Here is a 20,341-nt window from a genome sequence, read left to right as displayed (position 1 = left end):
AAACAGAATTTTCTGCGGAAGCTCTAGCGCATGGCCCAAAAAATCGGAATCGATTTTTGGAGCGGCCCGGCGCCTGATTGCATCAGCGTTTCAGGTGAATGGTGATGCGTCGTTCGATCCATTCGACCGCATGGCGCAATATCTCGACTATCACCAGATAGACGATGGCGACCCAGATATAGGCTTGAATGTCGAACGAGTTGGCAAAGGCAAGCTTGGCCTGGCCCATCAAGTCATAGACGGTGATGATGGCGACGATGGCCGAGGCCTTGATCATCAGGATGAGTTCGTTGCCGTAAGGCCTTAGCGCGACGATCAGCGCCTGCGGCAGGATGATCTTGCGCAGCGTCTGCAGCTTGTGAAGACCAAGCGAAGCAGCGCCCTCCCACTGGCCTTTCGCCACGCTCTCGATGGCGCCGCGCAGGATTTCCGCCTGGTAGGCGGCCGTGTTGAGCGCAAAGGCGAAGACGCCGCAATAAAACGCTTCACGGAAAAACCACCATAGCCCGACTGCTTCGAGCTGTGGTCTGAACGAACCCACGCCGTAATAGACAAGGAACGTCTGCACCAGCAGCGGCGTACCGCGGAAGAAATAGACATAGGCATAGGCAAGGCTGGAGAGAATGCGGTTCTTCGACATGCGGCCGTAAGCGACAGGGATCGACAGTATCGCGCCGAGCACCATCGATATGCCGACCAGCGACAATGTGACTCCCAGCCCTTCCAGATAGGCCGGTGCATATTTGGCGAAGAATTCGGGGTTCCAGGCAAGGACCAGATAGGCGACGATGCCCAGGCCGAAAGCGCCCCACAGGCAGACGAGCGCGTAGCCGATGATGCGGGTGCGTGGCCAGCCCCGCGTCCGGGGTGGCGGCCGTTCCACAATGGCCGCAGTGACGCTCATCGCTGCGCCTCCCGCTTTCCAAGTGAGCGCAAAATGGCATTGGTGGCGAAAGACGACACGACAGCCAGGATAAGAAAGACCAGGGCCGCCACGCTGTAGAACAGGAACGAATGCTTGGTGACCCGGGCGGCCACGCCGGCATTGCGCAGCGTTTCCGCAAGACCGACGACCGACACGAGCGACGTGTCCTTGAGCAGGCTCAGCCAGCAATTTTCGAGGCCGGGGAATGCAATGCGAAGGAGTTGCGGCAAGATCACCTTGCGCATGGTCAGCCAGTTCGAAAGGCCAATGGCATAGCCGCCCTCGTACTGACCTTTCGGTATGGCGCGAAAGGCCGAGAGGAAAACCTCGCTGGCATAGGACGAGAAGATGAGGGCAAGCACGATCATGCCCGCAACGAAGCTGTTAACGTCGATCGTGGAGTCGGGGTAGATCAATCTTATGAGATGCTGCAGCAGGATCGGCACGCCGAAGAAGAACAGAAAAAGCGTCACCAGTTCCGGCAGACCACGGAAGACCGTGGTGTAGATGTTGGCGGCGAGGCGCAGCGAGGGTTCTTCGGACTGCTTGGCCAGTGCTACAAAGAAGCCGATCGTCAAGCCGATGGGAAGCGTGGCGAGCGCAAGGGCGACGGTGACCATTGCCCCATAGGCGATATCGTCTGACCAGCCATCTGGTCCCCAGCTGAGAAGCGTCCATATACTTGGGCCGGGCATCGACTGGGCTTATCTCCATAACGGGTTCTTGGAGCCGAGTACGAAGACGGCGGGAAATTTCCCGCCGTCTTGATTGTATTGTCAGGAATCGCCGCCAAAGACGTCGAACTTGAAGTACTTGTCGTTGATTTCCTTGTACTTGCCGTTGGCGCGAATGGCGTCGATCGCCGTATTGAACTTGTTGACCAGATCGGTCTCGCCCTTGCGTACGGCGATACCGGCGCCAGGGCCAAATATCTCGACCGGCTGCGGGGAGGGCGTGCCGAGAATCTTGCAACAGGCACCGTCTGGCGTGTCCAACCATTGGCTCAGCACGACGATGTCGTCCTCAATGGCGTCAAGCCGGCCATTGGCGAGATCGGCCTGCTCTTCGGGGCTGCTCGGATAGCCCTTGATGGTGCTGTCCGTGTAGGTCTTCGAGGCATAGTTGAAATGCGTCGTCGTGGTGGCGACACCGACGGTCTTGCCGGCGAGATCTTCCTTGGTCACGCCCTTGAGCGTGGTGTCCTTCGGTGCGGCAAGCGCCGATGGCGTGTTGTAGTATTTGTGGGTAAAGTCGACCTTCTCGGCGCGCTCGGGCGTGATCGACATCGAGGCAATGATGGCGTCGAACTTGCCGGCCTGAAGCGCCGGGATAATGCCGTCCCAATCCTGCGCAACGAATTCGCACTTCACCTTCATCTCGTCGCAAAGCGCCTTGGCGATGTCGATGTCGAAACCCACGAGCTGGCCGTCGGCGGTGAGATTGTTGAACGGCGGATAGGCTCCCTCCGTGCCGATCTTCAAGGTTTTTTCCTGAGCCTGGGCAACGCCCAAGGTCAGCAGCGCAGCCGATGCGGCGAGCGCGATACGCAATGCAATTCGCATGATAGTCCTCTCTTTATGGTCCCGGCCGTCGTTCCGTACGGCTCTGTGGGCGGTGCTTTTTGACCGCCCGCTGTCGCGATACTCCCACTCTTTCCCAAGAAAAAGCAACTGCAAAACAACGGTCTCGGGGATTTGCATTCCAGGCAAATGCTGACGCAAGGTTAGGCTTTTGAAGCGGGATTGGGGGCGGCCGGATGGTGCGTCGGCAGCGTCCTTAGCGCGACAAGCCTGTGGCGCGCTCTATGAAGTCGGCTATCGAATTCGTGTCTTCGAGATCGAACACCGGCAGGTTTTCACCGGCGATCGCAAAGTCGGCCGCAATGGCGACGATATGCGGGTCGTTTGCCGAAAGCGGTGTCTGGTCCCTGGCCTCCAGCCGCCGCGTTTCGATCTTGCTGTGTGCCTCGCGCTTGTAGCCTTCGACCAGCACGATATCCGACGGCGCTAGCCGCGACAGGATCGCGTCCAGCGTCGGCTCGTCCTCGCCGCGCAATTCGTGCATCAGTGCCCAGCGCTTGCCCGACACGATCGCGACCTCCGTGGCTCCCGCCTGCCGGTGGCGAAAGCTGTCCGCCCCTGGCTTGTCGATGTCGAAATCATGATGGGCGTGTTTTACCGTCGACACTTTCCAGCCGCGCCGGACAAGTTCGGCGACCAGTCTTTCGGTCAGTGTCGTCTTGCCGGAATTCTTCCAGCCGGTAATGCCGAAGACGTGTCTGTTTGTCATGGCGCGATGTCCTGCAACAGACGCTCGGCCACCGCAAGGTCTTGAGGGGTATTGATGTTGAAGAACGGATCTATCTCCTGCGTTCCGGATTTCAGCATCGGAAACTCCACCTCGGCAAAGTCGTGCCGGTCGATGAAGGCAGAAACCCGCCTGATGTCCTCGTCGACCAAAAAGCGGCGCAAGGCGTCGTGAATGTCTGTTGGCCAGTGCGCGAAGGTCGGATGCCGCTTGCCGTTGGAACAGGCGACGGCGATCGCACCGGGGCGCGCGTCGACTGCCGCAACCAGCCGCTCGACAAGGTCCGGTGGCAGGAAAGGCGTGTCGCCGGCAACCGTCACCACCGCATTGCAGGCCATGGACGCCCATTCGAGGCCGGTGAGAATGCCGGCAAGCGGCCCGGCAAAACCTTCCACCGTGTCTGCGAGTACGGGCAGTCCAAAGCCGGCAAACCGTGCCGGATCGCCATTGGCGCTGAGCGCCAGCGGTCCGACCTGCGGGGCAAGGCGGGCAACGATATGGTCCAGCAGGCGGCCGCGGCCAAGCATAAGCAGGGTCTTGTCGCCGCCGCCCATTCGTCGCGACTGGCCGCCGGCCAGAATGATCCCTGCAACGTCTCGGCGCATCGCTCTATATGCCGTCCGGCGCCATGTCCGGTCCAGCGCTTTCGGCGGCGGTTTTTCGCCGGCCAACGATCCGCTCGCGGTAGAGCGCGTAGAGGCCGGAGCCGACGATGACCGTGGCGCCGATGATCATCGGCAGGTCGGGGACGTCGCCAAAGATGAACAGACCGAGCAGGATCGACCACAGCAGGGCCGTATAGCGGAACGGCGCGATGAACGAGATGTCGCCCACCCGCATCGCCATGATGATGAACTGGTAACCGATGAGCACCAGCACCGCTGCCAGCGCCAGCAGCGCCGTGTCTTTTCCGGTCATTGGCGTCCAGCCGCCCATTGGCGAAAGCAGTGCCGCGCCCAGCACCGTCATCGCAAGGGCGGTGGCGGTCGAAACCAGCAATGTCGGAATGGCCTGGGGTATCCGCTTGGTGGCGAGGTCGCGCACCGCACAACATGCGACGCTGGTCAGCGCCAGCAGCGAATAGACGCTGAAACCCTCGAAGCCTGGCCGCACGATGATCAGCACGCCGGCAAAGCCGATGGCGATGGCCAGCCAGCGCCGCCAGCCGACGCCCTCGTTGAACACAAGTGCTGCACCCATCGTCACCGCCAGCGGCAGCGCCTGCAGTACGGCCGAGACGTTGGCGATCGGCAAGTGGGCAAGCGCGACAAGAAAACTCACCGTGGCACCGGCTTCGGCGATCACACGGATCGCCACCAGCGGCTGCAGCATCGAGGCCGGGCGGGCAAGCGCGCCGCGCTGCCAGGCGAGCAGGCCGACGAAAAGCGAAGCAAAGGCGCCCCTGATCAGCATGACCTGCGCCATGTTCATCGATTCAGACGAGAATTTGGTGATCGCGTCGTTGAGGGTGAAGCCGACCATCGCCACGATCATGAACAGCGCGCCGCGAAGGTTTGGGGAAAGAGGCAATGGCGTTTACCGGTTTTGCATTGGACCAATGCCTGTAGCAGCCGGTCGCCAGACAGCAACGCCAAAGGGCTGGGCCACAGCATTTGTGGACCAGCCCTTTCCGCCTGCAACAGCGGCAGGGCTTATTTGGGCGTCAGCACTTCGGTGCCGTTACCGTCCTTGCCGGCGATCGTCCACAAACCTTGCAACGAACCGTCCTCCTTCACCTTGTAGACGACAAGGCCGATGTCCTTGCCCATCACATAGCCCGCGGAGAAGGCATCGTCGTTGCGCATGCAAATGCCGTCCGAGGACGATCCGCCCGTTTCCCAGTGGATCGTACAGGTCGTCTTGCTGGTCAGCGTGATGGTGGCTTCGCCGCCATAGGGCGATCCATCGAAATTGGTGCCGGCGACGGTGTAGGTGCCGCCGATCGACTGGGCTGCCGCCGGCACGGCCGCGAGGCCAAGCAATGCAAGAGAAAGAATGAGTTTGCGCATGGTGTATCCCCCTGTGAGCGACGATTCCGCTGCAGGGAAAGCTAGGCCGGAACATGCTGACGGTAAATCCGGCAACCGTTTGCGGGCAAGACTTTTTCCGGGGTGTGACCGAAAAATGCTCATGGTCCCTTGAGGCTGCCGGCGATCGGCCCGACCAAAGGGTCATATTTCGATTTCAGGGCCGGCGGGTAATCGATCCAGACGGTGTGGATGACGCCATCCCTGCCGAACAGGCGCCGCTCGTAGAAGATGTCCCCATCCTTCGAACCCGACAGCACCGCCCAGTCCTTGCCGGTCTTGCTGTAGGTGATCTCGTAACCTGGCTCGTTGCTCGCCTTCTCGGCCGCAACAAAACCCTTCGGCGTGTCGTCGTCGATGTTGAGAATGCCCGAGCAGGTCAGGCTGGCCCCGTCCGCGCTGAGCCATTCCTGGCCGTCGCCATTGTCCGGCTCGGGCTGGCGATCGGTAAACACCTCGTCGGGAAAGGTGCAGACCGTGCCGAAACGGTCGTTGGTATAGGTGAATGGCGCGGCGACAGCGGTGGTTGTTGCGATCACGACAGCCAACGCCAGGGTCGGGAAAAGACGTTTCATGCCATGCCTCCAGCCAACGACGGAGGCGATCTTGCACGAGATCGGCGATAAAATCAGCCGCCGGTGACGCTCATATGCCGCGACACCGAAGGGCGACTTGTGCGGCGGTCGATGATGAAATCATGGCCCTTCGGCTTGCGGCCGATGGCTTCATCGATAGCGTCGGCGACCAGTTCGTTGCCTTCGGACGCACGCAGCGGCGCGCGCAGGTCGGCGGCATCTTCCTGGCCGAGGCACATATAGAGCGTGCCGGTACAGGTCAGCCGGACGCGGTTGCAGCTTTCGCAGAAATTGTGGGTCATCGGCGTAATGAAGCCGAGCCGCCCACCAGTCTCGGCGACGTGGACATAGCGGGCAGGGCCGCCGGTCTTGTAGGGGATGTCGGTCAGCGTGAACTGGCGCTCGAGCGAAGCGCGCAGCAGCGACAGCGGCAGGTACTGGTCAGTGCGGTCGGCATCGATCTCGCCCATCGGCATGGTTTCGATGACCGTCAGGTCCATGCCGCGGCCATGCGCCCAGCGCATCATCTCAGGCAGTTCGGCGTCGTTGAAATCCTTCAGCGCCACCGCGTTCAGTTTCACTTTCAATCCAGCCGCCTGCGCCGCGTCGATACCTTCCATGACCTTGCCGAGATGACCCCAGCGGGTGATGGCGTGGAACTTGTCGGCATCGAGGGTGTCCAGCGAGACGTTGATGCGCCTGACCCCGCAATCGGCGAGCTCGGCGGCAAAGCGCGAAAGCTGCGAACCGTTGGTGGTCAGCGTCAGTTCTTCCAGCGCACCGCTTTTCAGATGCCGCGAAATCTGGCGCACCAGATGCATGATGTTCTTGCGCACCAGCGGTTCGCCGCCGGTGAGACGCAGCTTCCGCACACCCTTCTCGATGAACACGGTGCAGAGCCGGTCCAATTCCTCGAGCGACAACAAATCCTTCTTGGGCAGGAAGGCCATGTCCTCAGCCATGCAGTAGGTGCAACGGAAATCGCAGCGGTCGGTAACCGACACGCGCAAATAGCTGATTGTGCGACCGAATGGGTCGATCATGTTCATGCTTATGCGTTTCCCGTGGCCGCGAACGGCATCGTTATATACCGCTATGTGATACGATCCGGCCTGCCATTCAAGATAGACCGTCTCGATCTTTGGTAACATTCCGCCACCGACACATCCGTGTCGGAAGCGTTAAAGCGCCTTTTCCCACTGCGCGAAGCAGCGTAGGGAAGGGCGGATCGATGCGGGGTCTACCACCATGACGGCACCAAAGGAACTCAGGGTCTCGAAGGACCGCAGGCTGCTCTCCGTCACCTTTCCGGATCATCAGCCGTTCGAACTGCCGGCGGAACTTCTGCGCGTCGCCTCGCCGTCGGCCGAAGTGCAGGGCCATTCGCCCGAACAGCGCGTCACCGTTCCCGGCAAGCGCGACGTCGCCATCCTGAAGATCGAGCCGGTCGGCAACTATGCTGTGCGCATCACTTTCGACGATTTCCACGACACCGGCATTTTCACCTGGAACTACCTGCACACGCTGGGTCATGAGAAGGACGCGCGCTGGGACGCTTATCTCGCCGAGCTTGCGGAAAAGGGCCTGAGCCGCGATCGTTAGTCTTGAGCTACCGCTGTCGTCAAAACGTCACGGATAGGGAATAGCGGCGGTGAGTATTCGGAGACAAAAAGATGTCCGTCATCACTACGGTCGAACAGCTCGAAGCCCTCTACGGCCTGCCCGGCGAGGCGTCGGTGGTCAAGGAACTCGACCATATCATTCCCGAATATGCCGCCTTCATCGAGGCCTCGCCCTTTGTCGCGCTGGCGACCAGCGGGCCGGAAGGGCTGGACTGCTCGCCGCGCGGCGATCTCGCCGGCTTCGTGCGCATTCATGACCCGAAAACCCTGATGATGCCGGACCGGCGCGGCAACAACCGTGCCGATTCGCTGAAAAACATCATCAGGGATTCGCGTGTCGGTCTGCTGTTCCTGGTTCCGGGCTCCGGCACGACGCTGCGCGTCAACGGCCGCGCCCACATCTCAACCGATGCCGCCCTTTGCGCGTCCTTCACCGTCGAAGGCAAGCCGGCCCGCTCGGTCACCGTCATCGATGTCGATTCGGTCTACTTCCAGTGCGCCCGCGCCATCGTTCGCTCCGAGCTGTGGAATCCGGCCAGGCATGTCGACCCGAAATCATTGCCGACGCCGGGGCAGATCCTGGAAATCACCAGCCGCAAGAACATCGACGGCGAGACCTACGACAAGGAATGGCCGGAGCGGGCGAAAAAATCGATGTGGTGAGCCGGCAAGCCTGCTTAGGCTTCCTTCAGCACGTCGGTAACCCTGCGCATCTGCTCACCAATCATGTCGCATTGTTCCGGTGTCGATTGGCTCATCGCCTTCTCGATCAGCGCCATGTGGACCTTCAGCGCCTGCATCAAAAGGTCCGTGCCGGTTTCGGTCAGGGTCAGCCGCAGCACCCGCTTGTCCTTCTCATCGCCCTCGCGGCGTAGCAGGCCGCGGCCCTCGAGCTGCGGCAACAGCATGGTGATGTTTGAGCGGCCGACCAGCAGGCGGCGGGCCAGATCGTGCTGCGACATGCCGGGATGGCGATAGAGGTTCATCAACACATCGAGCTGTGCCGGCTTCAGGTCCAGCGGCGCCAGCTTTACCGCCAGCGCACGCTCCAGTGCATGGCAGGCGCGCGCCACCGCGACCCAGTTGCGAAAACGCGGGCTATCCCAGGGTAGCTCTTGCTTAATGTTCATGTTTGAACTATTATGTTCATGCTTGAACGGAATGGATGGATCGCCACTATGGCATCATTTGGACTGAAGGTCATCCGGGGGGTGTTTGCTGCCGCCGAGCATGTGGCGCCCCGCCTGAGCGGTCGCGCGGCGTTCGAATTGTTCTGCCGCACGCCCAATGTGAAGGCGCTCAGCGACGGCGAACGGCGCGCCGTCGAGCGCGCCGCCGATTTCATGGCCGAGGCGCGTCACCATCGGCTGAAGACCAAAACCGGCTGCATCATGGTGCACGAATTCCGGCCCGAGCCGGGCAGGGCGGTTGCCGGGACGGTGCTCGTCATCCATGGCTGGCGCTCACGCACAGAATATATGCGTGCGCTGGTCGAAGGGTATCGCACCGCCGGCTACAAGGTCGTCTCGCTTGACCTGCCGGGCCACGGCCAGTCGCAGGGGCGCCGGCTGAACGTGGTCAATGCGGTCGATGCCGTGCGAATCGTCGGCGAATGGTTCGGCCCGTTCGCGGCAGCGGTCGGCCATTCCTTCGGTGGTGCCGTCGCTGCCAATGCAGTCGCCGGCTCGGTCAGGAACATCCCGCCGCTGGCGGCGGAGCGGCTGGTGCTGATCGCGGCACCGAGTTCCTTGCCGGCGATCCTTGCCGACTTCAGCCGCATGCTCAATGTCGGTCCGCGCTCGCAGGCCGCGATGGCCGACCGGGTCGAACGCATCGCCGGAAGGCCGCTGCACGAATTCACCGGCGACCGTCAGCTTGCCCACAAACCGGTGCCGACTCTGGTCATCCACGCGCCGGACGATCGCGAAGTCTCCGCCGATCATGCAAGGCTCTATGCCGGCGCCGGCAACCATGTGCGGCTTTTCTGGGCCGACGGCCTCGGCCATCGCCGCATTCTCGCCGACAAGAGCGTGGTCGAGCGTGCCATCGGCTTTGTTGCCGGCCACAGGGAACCGGTATCGGTCCATTGACCTGAAGGTCTTATTTCTTTTTCTCGCCTGGCTCGACCGGCAGTCCGGCCGTTTTCCAGGCGGTAAAGCCGCCGAGAATGTGCTTCACCGGTGAAAGCCCCATATCCTGTGCCGTCTTGGTGGCAAGTGCCGAGCGCCAGCCGCCGGCGCAGAAGAAGACAAAGCTCTTCCCCGAGGCAAAGAACGGCTTGTGATACGGGCTTTCCGGGTCGATCCAGAATTCCAGCATGCCGCGGGTGACATGCCGGGCACCGGGGATCTTGCCGTCGCGCTCCACTTCGCGCGGGTCGCGCAGATCGACGAAGATGGTCTCTTCGTCGTCGAGCAGCCCCGCCGCTTCCTCCGGCGACACCACCTCGATCTCGGCATTCGCCTCGTCGAGCAACTCGCGATATCCCCTTTTCACCGACGCATTCCTCCCGGCCATGCGTTTTGCTGGCCGCTTGGATTTCCAGCACAACGGTCGGGTTTTGTCACGCCCGCGTCGGTGGCTGCCATCGCTTGCCACGCCGCCATGGGCCCGCCACGGTCGAGCAAAATCGCTTCGGCCGTCACGATGTTGTGAAACCGTTCGGCAACAGGCCCGCCGAAATTTATGAAAGCTTAACGAAATCGGTATGAATCAGTATAGTCACGCCTTACATCCGCCATGCGGTGGGCGAGACCGTCTAGCGGCGCGGAACGGGAACCGGTTTCAACCGGAGCGGGTGATTATTCATGAAATTCCTCGGAAACAAAGCCACCGTGATGCCGCTTGCTGTAGCGGCAACGCTGGCCTTCAGCGCGCCGCATGCCGGCGCGCAGGGGCTCTTCGACATGCTTTTCGGTGGCGGCGTGAGGCATCAGCCGCAAGGCGAATTTCCACCGCCGCCCAAGTACAAGCCGAAGCCCAATGTGTCGGCTGGCGGTGGTGGCGGCGTCAGGATCAGCAGTCCGTCCTACTACACCTACAAGGCCGACCGGCTCGTGCGCGTCGATTTCTCGGCGCTCGAAGTCGCGCCTCCCCAGGTGGCAACAGCGCAGGACGCCGCCTTTGTGCCGTCGGCGACGGGTACGGCCTTCCGCGAGGCGATTGCCGGTCTCGGCGACTATGAACTCTATGCCGAACCTGACATCGCCAAGGCGCTGATCGCTTACTACTCGGCCAATCCGGATTTCATCTGGGTGAGCGGAACCAGTCTCAACAGCCGCGCGCAGGACGCAGTGCGGGTGCTTGGCGAGGCCGCTAGCTATGGCCTTACGCCTGCCGACTACATGGTCGAAGTGCCGACCGCCAACGCACCGCCTGGCGATACCGGTGCTCACTTGAAAGAACTCGTCCGCTTCGAGATGGCACTGTCGGCGCGGGTCCTGCGCTACGCCCATGACTCTCAAAGCGGCCGCGTCGATCCCAACCGCATGACCGGCTACTATGATTTTCCAGCCAAGCCGCTGGACATGGAAGGCGTGCTGAAAACGCTGGCGCACACCCAGCAGGTGCGCACCTATCTCGAATCGCGACACCCGCAGAATCCCGAATATCAGGCGCTGCGCGTCGAGCTGGAAACGCTGCAGGCCAGTGCCGAAAACGAAATCGTCGTCGACCCCAAGTTGCTGCTGAAGCCCGGCGAGAGCAGTCCCGAACTGCCGAAGCTGCTGACGCTGATCGCACGCAATCTCGACGACGAGATGGGCGGCGACTATGGCGAGATCCTGGCCAGGCTCGGCACCAGCGAGGTCTATGGTCCGGAGTTGGTACCGGTCATCAAGGCGGTGCAGAAGAAAGCCGGCATGAAAGGCGACGGTGTCATCGGGCCGCGCACGGTCGCGTCGCTGGCCGGAACGTCCAAGGCCGACAAGCTGCAGAAAGTGCAGGTCGCGCTGGAAGAGTTGCGCTGGCTGCCTTCCGATCTCGGCAGCCCGCGGGTCTTCATCAATCAGCCGGCCTTCACGGCAAGCTACATCGACAATGGCCAGGAGAAGCTCAAGACCCGTGTCGTCGTCGGCAAGACCACGAATCAGACCGCTTTCTTCTACGACCAGATCAAGCAGGTCGATTTCCACCCCTATTGGGGGGTGCCGCAGTCGATCCTCGTCAACGAAATGCTGCCCCGGCTGCGCCGGGATCCGGGCTATCTCGACCGCGCCGGCTACGAGGTGGTCGATGCGCGGGGCAAGCGCATTCCCTCTTCCTCGGTCAACTGGGGCGCCTATGGCTCGAAAATACCTTACGGCGTGCGCCAGCAGCCGAGCGAAGCCAATGCGCTGGGCGAACTGAAGATACTGTTCCCCAACAAGCATGCCATCTACATGCATGACACGCCGCAGAAGTCGTTTTTCCAACGCGACATGCGCGCACTCAGCCATGGCTGCGTTCGCCTGCAGGATCCACGCGGCATGGCCGCCGCCGTGCTCGGCACCTCGGTCGACTACATTGCCGAGAAGCTGAAGCATGGACATTCGAGCGAAGAAGTGACGCGAACGATTCCGGTCTACGTCGCCTATTTCACCGCCTGGCCTGATATGTCCGGCAAAGTCGAATATTTCAACGACGTCTACGACCGCGATACGCGGCTGATGCAGGCGCTGGATGCGACGGCAGCGGTGCGCTCGCCCGCCAGCTAGGCTCGATCAAACCGCTGAATGAGCGGGCGACGAAAGCCGGCTTCGCGCCCGGCGATCAGCCAATAGACCAGGCCTGCGACAAGGCCGGCGGCGGCGATAATGACCATATCGGCCCAGCGCTCCGGAGCCTCGGGCACGCTCGGCCAGAGCATGGCGAAGCCGCCCGCCGCCGCCGCGGCGCCAAACAGCATGTGCATCAGGAAATTGCGCAGCGAGAAGAACTCGGCGATCAGCGCAAAGATCAGCGTCTGCAAGGCTGTCACTACGATCGTCACGAAATATATGATCATTGCGGCCGGCGGCAGGAACAACAGCGCGATGGGCGTGACGCCCACGGCGCTGAAATAGCCGGGAGCGTTGGGCAGCGAACTGAGTGCGCCGTAGATTGCCACCACCGCGACAAGCCCGACCAGCACGCTGACGAAATAGCCGGCGAGCATCATCAGGATGCGCTTCAACACGTGCTTCGCCGTTGCCATGCCCACCCCCGTGCGGCGCTGTATGGCGCGCAGTCAGCCATCAAAGATTATCTAGCGCAAGGGTATGTGGAAAACTTGGGGGCGCGGCAGCGACGCTATTTCGGCTCGGCGGTCACAGGATCGTAGCTGATTTCGACTTTCGCCTTGTCGGCCGTGTAGTAGGTGACGGTGTAGCCGCCGCTGTCCCAATCGATCTCTTTCACATAACGAAAGTCGTCGCGCTGCTCGACCTTGGCAATGATTTCCGAGAGCTTCTTGGCATTTGGCGGCGGCAGCGGTGTTTCATCGGCTGCAAAAGCCGGTTCACCGACGAGAAGAATTGCAACGCTGGTCACCAGAACGAGACTACGCATGACTGCCCTCATTTCAAGTTGGCATGGATTGCAGTGGAAACTCGCTTCCATGCGGCTTTGTTCCGCCACGGCGAAGGTGCGGCCGGCTCGTTGCACCACCGCTGTTTGGATGGCGATCCAGGATAATCCCCAACCATGGCCAATCGCTGCAACTGAAATCTGAGAAAGTCTTTTAGTTTCAACACGTAAGGACGAAAAAATCATACGCAATCTCGGGTAACCAACAGCTAACCATGGACGCTTGCGTGCTCTGCGGTCCATTAGCTGAACGTGGTAGAGCTTTTGCCAAGACCCTGCTAGACTCTGGTTCTGGCAGGGTGGCAACGGCTCGCCGGACCTGCCCGTAAATTCTCTCAGCAAAGCGGCGAAGTGTTCAAGAGCGGGTCGTTGCCTGGGCTGGACCAGAACCAGAAGGGACCGGGGCTCGAACATGGCTGAACGGAACTACACCCGTCAGCTGGCGACAATCATTTCCATCGATGCCGTCGGATTCTCACGGCTGATGGGTATCGATGACGAATCCGCTGTTGCCGCGTTTGAAGAGCGACGCGACATTATCGCTGATAGCTGTGGCACATTTGGCGGCCGCACGTTCGGCGATGCCGGTGACAGCATCATGGCCGAATTCGGCAATCCGATCGAAGCTCTGCGCGCTGCCTTCGATTTCCAGGGGCGGATCGTCGCGCTCAATGCATCGGTTGCCGAAGACATGCGGATGCCCTTTCGTGCCGGCATCAACACCGGCGACGTCATCGTTCGCCAAGGCCGTCTCTACGGCGATGACGTCAACATCGCCGCCAGAGTCCAGGAGTTTGCACCGCGCGATGGTCTCGCCGTTTCAGAGACGACATGGCACCATGTGAAAGACAAGACGGCGGCCGAGTTCACCGATCTCGGCGAGTTCATGCTGAAGAACATTGCGCTGCCGGTGCGTGTTCTGATCGCTGGCCGCAGCAGCAATGGGTCGTCGCCTGCGATGTCAGTCGCGGCCATTCCTCAATTCCATGGTCAGCAGACACCGTCGGCCAAAGGTCCGCCGGCGATCGCCGTCCTGCCGTTCCAGGGGCACGGAGGCGAGCCTGACGTCGGCTATATGGCAGACGGTATCGCCGAGGACATTATCTACGGTCTTTCCAACACAAGATGGCTCTCGGTCATCGCCAAGAGTTCCAGCTTCCAGTTTCGCGACGACACGCTGGGAACACGGGTGATCGGCAACGCACTCGGTGCGCGCTACATCGTCAGCGGCACGTTGATGCGCAACGGCGGAAAGATCCGTCTGAACACGTCGCTTGCCGATGCCTCAAACGGGCGACTGGTCTGGTCCCAGCGGTTCGATCGCGATCTGGTCGATATCTTCAGCCTGCGCGACCAGATCGGCGCAGAGATCGTTTCGATCCTCGACAAGGAGGTCGATCGGGCAGAGCAGGTGCGGACGTTCCAGGTGCCGTGGGAAAGCCTCGAAACCTGGCAATTGGTACGGCGCGGGCGCTGGCATATGAACCGGCGCACACGCGGCGACACGGAAATCGCGCTGGAATTTTTCGAGAAGGGCTACCGGGAAGATCCAAACTCGAGTGCCGTGCTAAACGAACTGGCGTGGTGGTATTTCTGGCGGGCGTGGCTGCGTTTCGGCGACGGTAGCGATTTGAACATGGTCGAGCAGTACGCGCGCAAGGCGCTGCTGATGGACAGTCTGGATGCGCGTCCGCACGCCCATCTCGGCGCCGTCGCTATCATGAGGGGAGAACCGAGATCCGCGGCCGAGCATCTTGAGGAGGCGATCCACATCAATCCGAGCTTTGCTTTTGCGCGCTCGGCAATGGGCAGTGCGCAGCTGCTGCTTGGCAACGCCGGCAGCGCGATTCCGTTCTTTCTCGATGCCGAGCGCTTGAGCCCCTTCGACCTCTACCGCTTCCACAATCTGGGAGAATTGACCGCAGCCTACTGTTTCGTCGAGGACTGGCCGTCTGCGATCGCTACCGCCGACCGCTCGCTTAGCCTGTCGCCCGGCTATTTCTACGCCCGGTTTTTGAAGATCGGTGCCTTGATGAAAAGCGGGCGGCAGCAAGAAGCCAAGCGGGAGCTGGCCATTTTTGCCACACGGCATCCTGATTTCTCCGAGCAGCGGGTTCGCTGGATACCTTTCGCGGACAAGGCGGCAAACGAATTCCTCGTCACCAATTTTGAACTGGCCAAGTGAAGTGGGTCTTTGGCTGGCCGAACGCCGACAATTGTGAAAACATTCACATACGCGCAGCCGATGCAAACCTAGGCCTTTGAGGAGCCGGCATCGCAATGACGTGGACAGCCGGGGGGCTTGAACGCGCATGATCAAGATCAAGTATTTCGATGCAGTTCGCGCGGCCCAGAAAAGCCAGCGCCCACTGTCGGAAATGCCACCGTTTGACCTTGGGCGTCTCCGCTCCAACGGTCTTGCATCGCGCATCGCCGGTTTCTTGTTCAAAGACCCACGCTGGGCGCTGGCGCTGCTGCGTCGGTTCTGGCCGAACCTGGCCTTTGGCAATTTCCTGCTGGTCACCAGGAATGCCGATGTTCGCGACATACTGGAGCGCGGTGACGAGTTCCAGACCCCTTACGGGCCGGAGATGACCGAACTGGCGCGAGGATCGAACTTCATCCTCGGCATGCAGGATGGCGAGGACTACCGGCGCATGAAATCGTCGGTGCTGGGGGCTTTCCCGCCGGCGGAGGTCGAAGCAGCCGTCAGGCCGATCGCCGCGCGCCATTCACGAGAGATCATGCAGCGCGCCAGGCCGGGCTTCGACGCGATCGCCGAATTGATGAAGATCGTGCCGGTGCGCATCTGCCGCGATTATTTCGGCCTCGAGATCGATGATGAGTCCGAATTCGCCGATTGGTCGATAGCATTGAGTGCGTTGTTCTTTTCGGATCCAACGGCGAACGCGACCACGCGCGAACTCGCGGTGGTGGCCGGCGATCGGCTGATCAGGACCATCGACCGTTCCATTGCAGCGATCAGAAATAGGCAGCCCAAGGGCGAGCAGCCGCTGCCCAGATTGGTCGCCTTGCTGGATGAGGGGCGCCTGTCGCTACCCGACCTTCATTCGATCATGCTCGGCATGATCACCGGCTTTGTTCCGACCAATGTGCTTGCCGGCGGCAATTGCCTCGATGTGGTCCTGTCGCGGCCCGACGCGCGGCAGGCCGTCGACGCGGCGCTGGCAGAAGACGATACCAAAAAGCTGGACCGGGTCATCCTGGAAGCCATGCGCTTCAGGCCCATCTGGGTCGGCCCATGGCGCTACACCGCCCGCGACGCAACGATCGCCAGGGGCACGCGACGCGAACGCCTGGTGAAGGCGGGAACGGTGGTGATGCCGGCAACGCTGTCGGCGATGTTCGACCCCGAAGCCGTGCAAAACCCAAATGATTTCGACGCATCGCGCCCACATCGCGATTATCTGGTTTTCGGCCACGGCATTCACCTGTGCATCGGCGCCGAAATCGCCAGGGTCCAGATCGGCGAGTGCGTGCGCGCTTTGTTCAACAAGCAGAAACTGCGCCGCGCGCGCGGCAGGGCTGGCCGGATGACCAATATCGGCGCCTATCCGGAAAGCCTCAAGGTCGACTTCGAACGCTCGGCGCTCTGCCGCACGGTCGATCAGTCCATGGTGACCGTGGTTTGCCCGATCACCCGCGCGGCGTCTCTGGACGCCGTACGCGACAAGGTTGCCGCGCTCGGCAATCCGGCAATCGACGAGCTCGAAAGCGCGCTCGACACGGCGGGCTCAATCCACTTCACCAGCCTGGCTGTCGCCGCCCTCGGCAAGGACGAGAAATCGGGCGTCGAGACCGGGGCGCTCGTGTTCGAAATCTCCGGCGACGGCAGCACCGACGACGTCATTGGTGCCGTCGCGCGTGTCATCGGCCACCGGCTGCGGCCGATCCTCACGGATGCGTGCGGCATGCCCGACGGCGAGGCGCTGGAGGACTTCCTGCGCAAGCACAACATCGAGATTTCGCCGTCCTTCGGCAGCGCGGCCGGTCTGGTGTTTTCCGGGACTCCGGGGCACTCGGTCGCGCGCATCAAGGCCGAGCAGGAGCTATTCGAAGCCGTACGCGGCATCGTAGAGCGGCCACGCAAGGGCACCGGCAACGCTCCCGCCGTGCTCGCTGAAGCTCGCCAGCATGTCCAGTCATTGGGAACGTTTGCCTGGGCGTTCGAACCGGCCGAAAGCCTGCTGGAAAGGCCGCCAGGCAATTGGGGCCGTGCCCTCATGACAACCTTGCTGGTGCCGCCGGTTTTCGCGACGGTGGCGGTCGTCTGGGCTGCCTGCTGGTACATGACATACAGTGTGGTGTTCGGCAGATCTATCGACATCAGTTCCTCGGAAATCTCCTTCACCGCTATAGCCGTAGCCGTCACTTCGCTTCTGTTGTCAGGACTTGGAGTGTTGGTAGCGGCGGCGGCGCTGGTGTTTTCGTGCTTGCTTGCGCTGCGACGCCGCGAGGACAAGGATCGGCCGGAAAGCACATCGATCGGCATATCTGCATTGAACGAGATCCTCGGCAAAGAGGATCACGCGGCGCAAAACCATCTGACCGCGATTTCGACGATGAAGGCCGGCATCTTGCGGCGGCTGGCGCTCAGGTTTGCCTTCTACCTGATTTCGATAGCTGCGCAGAAGGTATTCAAGCCAGGTTTTCTCAACACCATCAACACCATCCATTTCGCCCGTTGGGTGCTGCTGCCGGGCTCCAACAGACTGATGTTCTTGTCCAACTACGGCGGCAGTTGGGAAAGCTATCTCGAAGACTTCATTGCCAAGGCATCCGCCGGCCTGACAGGCGTGTGGAGCAACACCGAGGGCTATCCACGTACACGCTGGCTCTTCCTTGACGGCGCGCGCGACGGCGATCGTTTCAAGCGCTGGGCGCGGCGCCAGCAGGTGCCGACGCTGTTCTGGTATTCAGCCTATCCCCATCTCAACACCACGCGCATCCGGATCAACTCCCGGATCAGGCGCGGCATTGCTTCCGCCGTCGGCAACGAGACGCGCGACTGGATGAGCCTGTTCGGTTCGCTACCGCGTCCGGTAAGCGAGAGAACCACCGTTCAAAAGACCACCTCGCTGGTGGCCAACATCAGCTCAGCCTTTCCGGCGCCTCTCGAGCAGCAGCTGGAAACCGGCGAGATCCAGTCCATCTTCTTCGGTCCGTTCGGCCCGCTTGGCTATGCGCATATGATTGCGATCCGAGTGCCGGAAAAATTGCCGGCGTCCAAACGCAGGGCCTGGCTCGATTTCGTCATCGAGCAGACGAGTTTCGGCGAAGGCAAGCCTTCCGGGCGAGCCATGACAGTGGCCTTTGGTCCAGGCGGTCTGCGCCAGCTTGGGCTCGACGAGGGGGTGGAGGACGATCCACTAGACACATTCCCGATCGCCTTTCGCCACGGCATGGGCAATCCCGAGCGTGGGCGCATCCTGAACGACCAAGGCCGCGACGCACCGGACGAATGGGAGTGGGGCTCGTTGAAGAAGCCTGTGGACCTGGTCATCGTCTGCTATGCGGAAGAACCGGGAAGGTTGGAGACCGAGATCGCCACCGTGAAACGAAAGACGACCGGCGCAGGCATGAAGGTTGTCGCCGATCTGCCGCTCGTCGTAAATCGGGATCCAACCAACACGAACACGAAATCGCCGGATGCGGCAAAGGGTGACGATAAGTCGGAACGTCGGCCGGCATATGAGCATTTCGGCTTCGCCGACGGGATTTCGCAGCCGATTGTCCGGGGCACGACCCGTGCAAGCAGGGGTGCCGCGCCCATGCACCTGGTCGCGCCCGGCGAGTTCCTGTTCGGCTATCGTGACGAGCATGGGTTCTATCCGTCCTCGCCGTCGGTAAGCGCATCACGCGATCGGACCGGAATCCTGTCGCAGGTGCGCCGTAGCCGGCTGATTCCAGGCCTGCCGCCACCGCCGCGCGATTTCGGCCGCAACGGCTCATTCCTCGTCGTTCGCCAGTTCGAGCAGCATGTCGACATCTTCAACGAGTATTGCAAAAAGGCCGCGGCGTTGGCCGCGAGCCAAGTCGGCAACCCGGCCATCACGCAAGATTGGGTTGCCGCCAAGATGCTCGGACGTTGGCAGAACGGTAGCTCGCTGGTGCGCAACCCCGACCAACCGGGACGCGTCGTCGACAATAACTTCGCCATTGGCGCCGAGGATCCGCAAGGGCATCGCTGCCCGCTCGGTGCCCACATACGCCGTTCCAACCCGCGCGATTCGCTAGGCGAGGACCGCGAGACGCAGATCAATATCGGCAAGCGCCACCGTATCCTGCGGGTCGGCCGCACCTATGAGAAGCAGGACAGCAAGAATGGAAAGGTCGAGAAGGGGCTGCTCTTCATGTGCCTCAACGCCGACATCGAGCGTCAGTACGAATTCATCCAGCAGACCTGGGTCTCGTCGACTTCGTTCCAGGGCCTCGTCGGCGAGAAGGATCCGACGATCGGCTCGCGTGACGGCGGCGCCCGGTTCTCGATTCCGTCATGGGAGAAAGTCACGCTGCTTCAAGACATGCCGCAATTCGTCACCACGAAGGGCGGCGGCTATTTCTTCATGCCGAGCCGGTCCGCGCTGCGCTACCTGATATCGCGGCTCTGATTCGCCCGGCGGTCGCTCAGTCATCATCCTGCGAGTCGGCAATCTGGTTGAGTGCCGCAGCGTTGGTGATGCGCAGGCCGCCACGCTTGATGGCGATGATCGAGCGGCTGCGCCAGTCGTTGAGCGTCTTGTTGACCGACTCGCGTGTAGCCCCGAGGAATTCCCCCAGTTCGGACTGAGAGATCGGTATCCATCCTGCACTGTCCGCCATCACTTCGGCCAGAAAGACCAGCCGCTTCGCCAGCCTGGCCTCGATGCCGAAGAATGCCTGATCCCCGAGTTCGCCACTGACCCAGCGCAGCCGCGCACACAACAGTTCGATCATGGCGCGCGCCAACGGTGGATTTTTTTCAATGCGATCAAAGAGTTGCGTTCGGCTTAGCGAGACCAGCTCGCAGCCGGTAAGGCAAATGGCGGTGGCGGTGCGCGGGCGCCCGTCGAGCGCGCCGATCTCGCCCACAAGACTGCGGGACAGCTCGATATTGGCCACCAGCTTCTGGCCGCCCGGCGAATAGATCGAGATCTCCACCGTGCCGTTCATCACACCGTAGATGCGGTCGGCGGCATCCTCCTGAACGAAGAGATGCTGGCCGGCGGCGTAGCGTTCGACTTTGCAGCCACTGAAAAGAAGATCGAACAGGAGCGGATCAATCCGCGCAAGGCGCGGCAGATCATTGCTGTCGTTCGCGCTGGCGGAAGCCATGTTGAT

General features: G+C 61.6%; 20 protein-coding genes. 6 read left to right on the top strand and 14 right to left on the bottom strand.

Going from position 1 to position 20,341, the window contains the following annotated elements; all coding sequences use genetic code 11:
- Positions 1–82: 82 nt before the first annotated feature.
- The 9 genes from LHFGNBLO_RS23680 to moaA form a co-directional block, all read right to left on the bottom strand.
- A complete protein-coding gene (locus LHFGNBLO_RS23680; RefSeq protein WP_258601734.1) occupies positions 83–904 on the bottom strand; it encodes an ABC transporter permease in 822 nt (273 codons plus the stop codon).
- A complete protein-coding gene (locus tag LHFGNBLO_RS23675) occupies positions 901–1,620 on the bottom strand; it encodes an ABC transporter permease (protein ID WP_258601733.1) in 720 nt (239 codons plus the stop codon). The genes LHFGNBLO_RS23680 and LHFGNBLO_RS23675 overlap by 4 nt, the downstream gene beginning before the upstream one ends.
- Before the next feature lie 81 nt (positions 1,621–1,701).
- Entirely contained in the window at positions 1,702–2,487 is a 786-nt protein-coding gene (locus tag LHFGNBLO_RS23670; RefSeq protein ID WP_258601732.1) for an ABC transporter substrate-binding protein, read from the bottom strand.
- 214 nt (positions 2,488–2,701) lie between these two features.
- Positions 2,702–3,214 (bottom strand): molybdopterin-guanine dinucleotide biosynthesis protein B, encoded by a 513-nt coding sequence (gene mobB / locus LHFGNBLO_RS23665; protein ID WP_258601731.1) that lies wholly within the window; start codon positions 3,212–3,214, stop codon positions 2,702–2,704.
- Complete coding sequence (gene mobA, locus LHFGNBLO_RS23660; RefSeq protein WP_258601730.1) at positions 3,211–3,837, bottom strand: molybdenum cofactor guanylyltransferase MobA; 627 nt, start codon at positions 3,835–3,837, stop codon at positions 3,211–3,213. The genes mobB and mobA overlap by 4 nt, the downstream gene beginning before the upstream one ends.
- 4 nt (positions 3,838–3,841) lie before the next feature.
- On the bottom strand, positions 3,842–4,762 hold the full coding sequence (locus tag LHFGNBLO_RS23655; RefSeq protein ID WP_258601729.1) for a DMT family transporter: 921 nt from the start codon (positions 4,760–4,762) through the stop codon (positions 3,842–3,844).
- A 122-nt stretch (positions 4,763–4,884) separates the two neighbouring features.
- Positions 4,885–5,241, bottom strand: a complete 357-nt coding sequence (locus LHFGNBLO_RS23650) for a hypothetical protein (protein WP_258601728.1) — start codon at positions 5,239–5,241, stop codon at positions 4,885–4,887.
- Positions 5,242–5,360: 119 nt separating this feature from the next.
- Positions 5,361–5,834: a hypothetical protein gene (locus tag LHFGNBLO_RS23645; protein WP_258601727.1), complete on the bottom strand. Its 474-nt coding sequence runs from the start codon at positions 5,832–5,834 to the stop codon at positions 5,361–5,363.
- A gap of 53 nt (positions 5,835–5,887) precedes the next feature.
- Positions 5,888–6,883, bottom strand: coding sequence for a GTP 3',8-cyclase MoaA (gene moaA, locus LHFGNBLO_RS23640; protein WP_258601726.1), 996 nt, complete (start codon positions 6,881–6,883; stop codon positions 5,888–5,890).
- A gap of 199 nt (positions 6,884–7,082) precedes the next feature.
- On the opposite strand from moaA, the gene LHFGNBLO_RS23635 reads away from it, so the two are divergent.
- On the top strand, positions 7,083–7,436 hold the full coding sequence (locus tag LHFGNBLO_RS23635; RefSeq protein ID WP_258601725.1) for a DUF971 domain-containing protein: 354 nt from the start codon (positions 7,083–7,085) through the stop codon (positions 7,434–7,436).
- A 71-nt stretch (positions 7,437–7,507) separates the two neighbouring features.
- A complete protein-coding gene (locus LHFGNBLO_RS23630) occupies positions 7,508–8,119 on the top strand; it encodes a pyridoxamine 5'-phosphate oxidase family protein (RefSeq protein WP_258601724.1) in 612 nt (203 codons plus the stop codon).
- Between the two features lie 14 nt (positions 8,120–8,133).
- Here the strand turns inward: LHFGNBLO_RS23630 and LHFGNBLO_RS23625 are convergent, their stop codons facing one another.
- Entirely contained in the window at positions 8,134–8,586 is a 453-nt protein-coding gene (locus LHFGNBLO_RS23625) for a MarR family winged helix-turn-helix transcriptional regulator (RefSeq protein ID WP_258601723.1), read from the bottom strand.
- A 48-nt stretch (positions 8,587–8,634) separates the two neighbouring features.
- On the opposite strand from LHFGNBLO_RS23625, the gene LHFGNBLO_RS23620 reads away from it, so the two are divergent.
- Positions 8,635–9,546: an alpha/beta hydrolase gene (locus LHFGNBLO_RS23620; protein ID WP_258601722.1), complete on the top strand. Its 912-nt coding sequence runs from the start codon at positions 8,635–8,637 to the stop codon at positions 9,544–9,546.
- A gap of 10 nt (positions 9,547–9,556) precedes the next feature.
- On the opposite strand, the gene LHFGNBLO_RS23615 is transcribed toward LHFGNBLO_RS23620, so the two are convergent.
- Complete coding sequence (locus tag LHFGNBLO_RS23615; RefSeq protein WP_258601721.1) at positions 9,557–9,952, bottom strand: rhodanese-like domain-containing protein; 396 nt, start codon at positions 9,950–9,952, stop codon at positions 9,557–9,559.
- Positions 9,953–10,263: 311 nt separating this feature from the next.
- On the opposite strand from LHFGNBLO_RS23615, the gene LHFGNBLO_RS23610 reads away from it, so the two are divergent.
- On the top strand, positions 10,264–12,150 hold the full coding sequence (locus tag LHFGNBLO_RS23610) for a L,D-transpeptidase family protein (protein WP_258601720.1): 1,887 nt from the start codon (positions 10,264–10,266) through the stop codon (positions 12,148–12,150).
- Here the strand turns inward: LHFGNBLO_RS23610 and LHFGNBLO_RS23605 are convergent.
- Both LHFGNBLO_RS23605 and LHFGNBLO_RS33485 read right to left on the bottom strand, forming a co-directional pair.
- Positions 12,147–12,629 carry a hypothetical protein gene (locus tag LHFGNBLO_RS23605; protein WP_258601719.1) on the bottom strand — a complete coding sequence of 161 codons (483 nt, stop codon included), beginning with the start codon at positions 12,627–12,629 and terminating at the stop codon, positions 12,147–12,149. The two genes, LHFGNBLO_RS23610 and LHFGNBLO_RS23605, sit on opposite strands and share 4 nt — an antisense overlap.
- A 95-nt stretch (positions 12,630–12,724) precedes the next feature.
- Positions 12,725–12,982 carry a PepSY domain-containing protein gene (locus LHFGNBLO_RS33485; protein WP_319944234.1) on the bottom strand — a complete coding sequence of 86 codons (258 nt, stop codon included), beginning with the start codon at positions 12,980–12,982 and terminating at the stop codon, positions 12,725–12,727.
- Positions 12,983–13,412: 430 nt separating this feature from the next.
- On the opposite strand from LHFGNBLO_RS33485, the gene LHFGNBLO_RS23595 reads away from it, so the two are divergent.
- Positions 13,413–15,185, top strand: a complete 1,773-nt coding sequence (locus tag LHFGNBLO_RS23595; RefSeq protein ID WP_258601717.1) for an adenylate/guanylate cyclase domain-containing protein — start codon at positions 13,413–13,415, stop codon at positions 15,183–15,185.
- Between the two features lie 127 nt (positions 15,186–15,312).
- Positions 15,313–19,632, top strand: coding sequence for a cytochrome P450 (locus LHFGNBLO_RS23590; RefSeq protein ID WP_258601716.1), 4,320 nt, complete (start codon positions 15,313–15,315; stop codon positions 19,630–19,632).
- A 16-nt stretch (positions 19,633–19,648) separates the two neighbouring features.
- On the opposite strand, the gene LHFGNBLO_RS23585 is transcribed toward LHFGNBLO_RS23590, so the two are convergent.
- Entirely contained in the window at positions 19,649–20,335 is a 687-nt protein-coding gene (locus LHFGNBLO_RS23585; RefSeq protein WP_258601715.1) for a Crp/Fnr family transcriptional regulator, read from the bottom strand.
- Positions 20,336–20,341 lie beyond the last annotated feature (6 nt).

Origin of the sequence: Mesorhizobium sp. AR10, from assembly GCF_024746795.1 — a bacterium.
Classification (GTDB): Bacteria; Pseudomonadota; Alphaproteobacteria; order Rhizobiales; family Rhizobiaceae; genus Mesorhizobium.
The sequence above is the reverse complement of the archived record's forward strand: the minus strand, read 5'-3'. Positions and strand labels throughout refer to the sequence as shown.

What these genes read in the sequence shown, in the direction of transcription:
- LHFGNBLO_RS23680 (WP_258601734.1), bottom strand. Translation starts at nt 904, where the DNA reads ATGAGCGTCACTGCGGCCATTGTGGAACGGCCGCCACCCCGGACGCGG.
- LHFGNBLO_RS23675 (WP_258601733.1), bottom strand. Translation starts at nt 1,620, where the DNA reads ATGCCCGGCCCAAGTATATGGACGCTTCTCAGCTGGGGACCAGATGGC.
- LHFGNBLO_RS23670 (WP_258601732.1), bottom strand. Translation starts at nt 2,487, where the DNA reads ATGCGAATTGCATTGCGTATCGCGCTCGCCGCATCGGCTGCGCTGCTG.
- mobB (WP_258601731.1), bottom strand. Translation starts at nt 3,214, where the DNA reads ATGACAAACAGACACGTCTTCGGCATTACCGGCTGGAAGAATTCCGGC.
- mobA (WP_258601730.1), bottom strand. Translation starts at nt 3,837, where the DNA reads ATGCGCCGAGACGTTGCAGGGATCATTCTGGCCGGCGGCCAGTCGCGA.
- LHFGNBLO_RS23650 (WP_258601728.1), bottom strand. Translation starts at nt 5,241, where the DNA reads ATGCGCAAACTCATTCTTTCTCTTGCATTGCTTGGCCTCGCGGCCGTG.
- LHFGNBLO_RS23645 (WP_258601727.1), bottom strand. Translation starts at nt 5,834, where the DNA reads ATGAAACGTCTTTTCCCGACCCTGGCGTTGGCTGTCGTGATCGCAACA.
- moaA (WP_258601726.1), bottom strand. Translation starts at nt 6,883, where the DNA reads ATGAACATGATCGACCCATTCGGTCGCACAATCAGCTATTTGCGCGTG.
- LHFGNBLO_RS23635 (WP_258601725.1), top strand. Translation starts at nt 7,083, where the DNA reads ATGACGGCACCAAAGGAACTCAGGGTCTCGAAGGACCGCAGGCTGCTC.
- LHFGNBLO_RS23630 (WP_258601724.1), top strand. Translation starts at nt 7,508, where the DNA reads ATGTCCGTCATCACTACGGTCGAACAGCTCGAAGCCCTCTACGGCCTG.
- LHFGNBLO_RS23625 (WP_258601723.1), bottom strand. Translation starts at nt 8,586, where the DNA reads ATGAACATTAAGCAAGAGCTACCCTGGGATAGCCCGCGTTTTCGCAAC.
- LHFGNBLO_RS23620 (WP_258601722.1), top strand. Translation starts at nt 8,635, where the DNA reads ATGGCATCATTTGGACTGAAGGTCATCCGGGGGGTGTTTGCTGCCGCC.
- LHFGNBLO_RS23610 (WP_258601720.1), top strand. Translation starts at nt 10,264, where the DNA reads ATGAAATTCCTCGGAAACAAAGCCACCGTGATGCCGCTTGCTGTAGCG.
- LHFGNBLO_RS23605 (WP_258601719.1), bottom strand. Translation starts at nt 12,629, where the DNA reads ATGGCAACGGCGAAGCACGTGTTGAAGCGCATCCTGATGATGCTCGCC.
- LHFGNBLO_RS33485 (WP_319944234.1), bottom strand. Translation starts at nt 12,982, where the DNA reads ATGCGTAGTCTCGTTCTGGTGACCAGCGTTGCAATTCTTCTCGTCGGT.
- LHFGNBLO_RS23595 (WP_258601717.1), top strand. Translation starts at nt 13,413, where the DNA reads ATGGCTGAACGGAACTACACCCGTCAGCTGGCGACAATCATTTCCATC.
- LHFGNBLO_RS23590 (WP_258601716.1), top strand. Translation starts at nt 15,313, where the DNA reads ATGATCAAGATCAAGTATTTCGATGCAGTTCGCGCGGCCCAGAAAAGC.
- LHFGNBLO_RS23585 (WP_258601715.1), bottom strand. Translation starts at nt 20,335, where the DNA reads ATGGCTTCCGCCAGCGCGAACGACAGCAATGATCTGCCGCGCCTTGCG.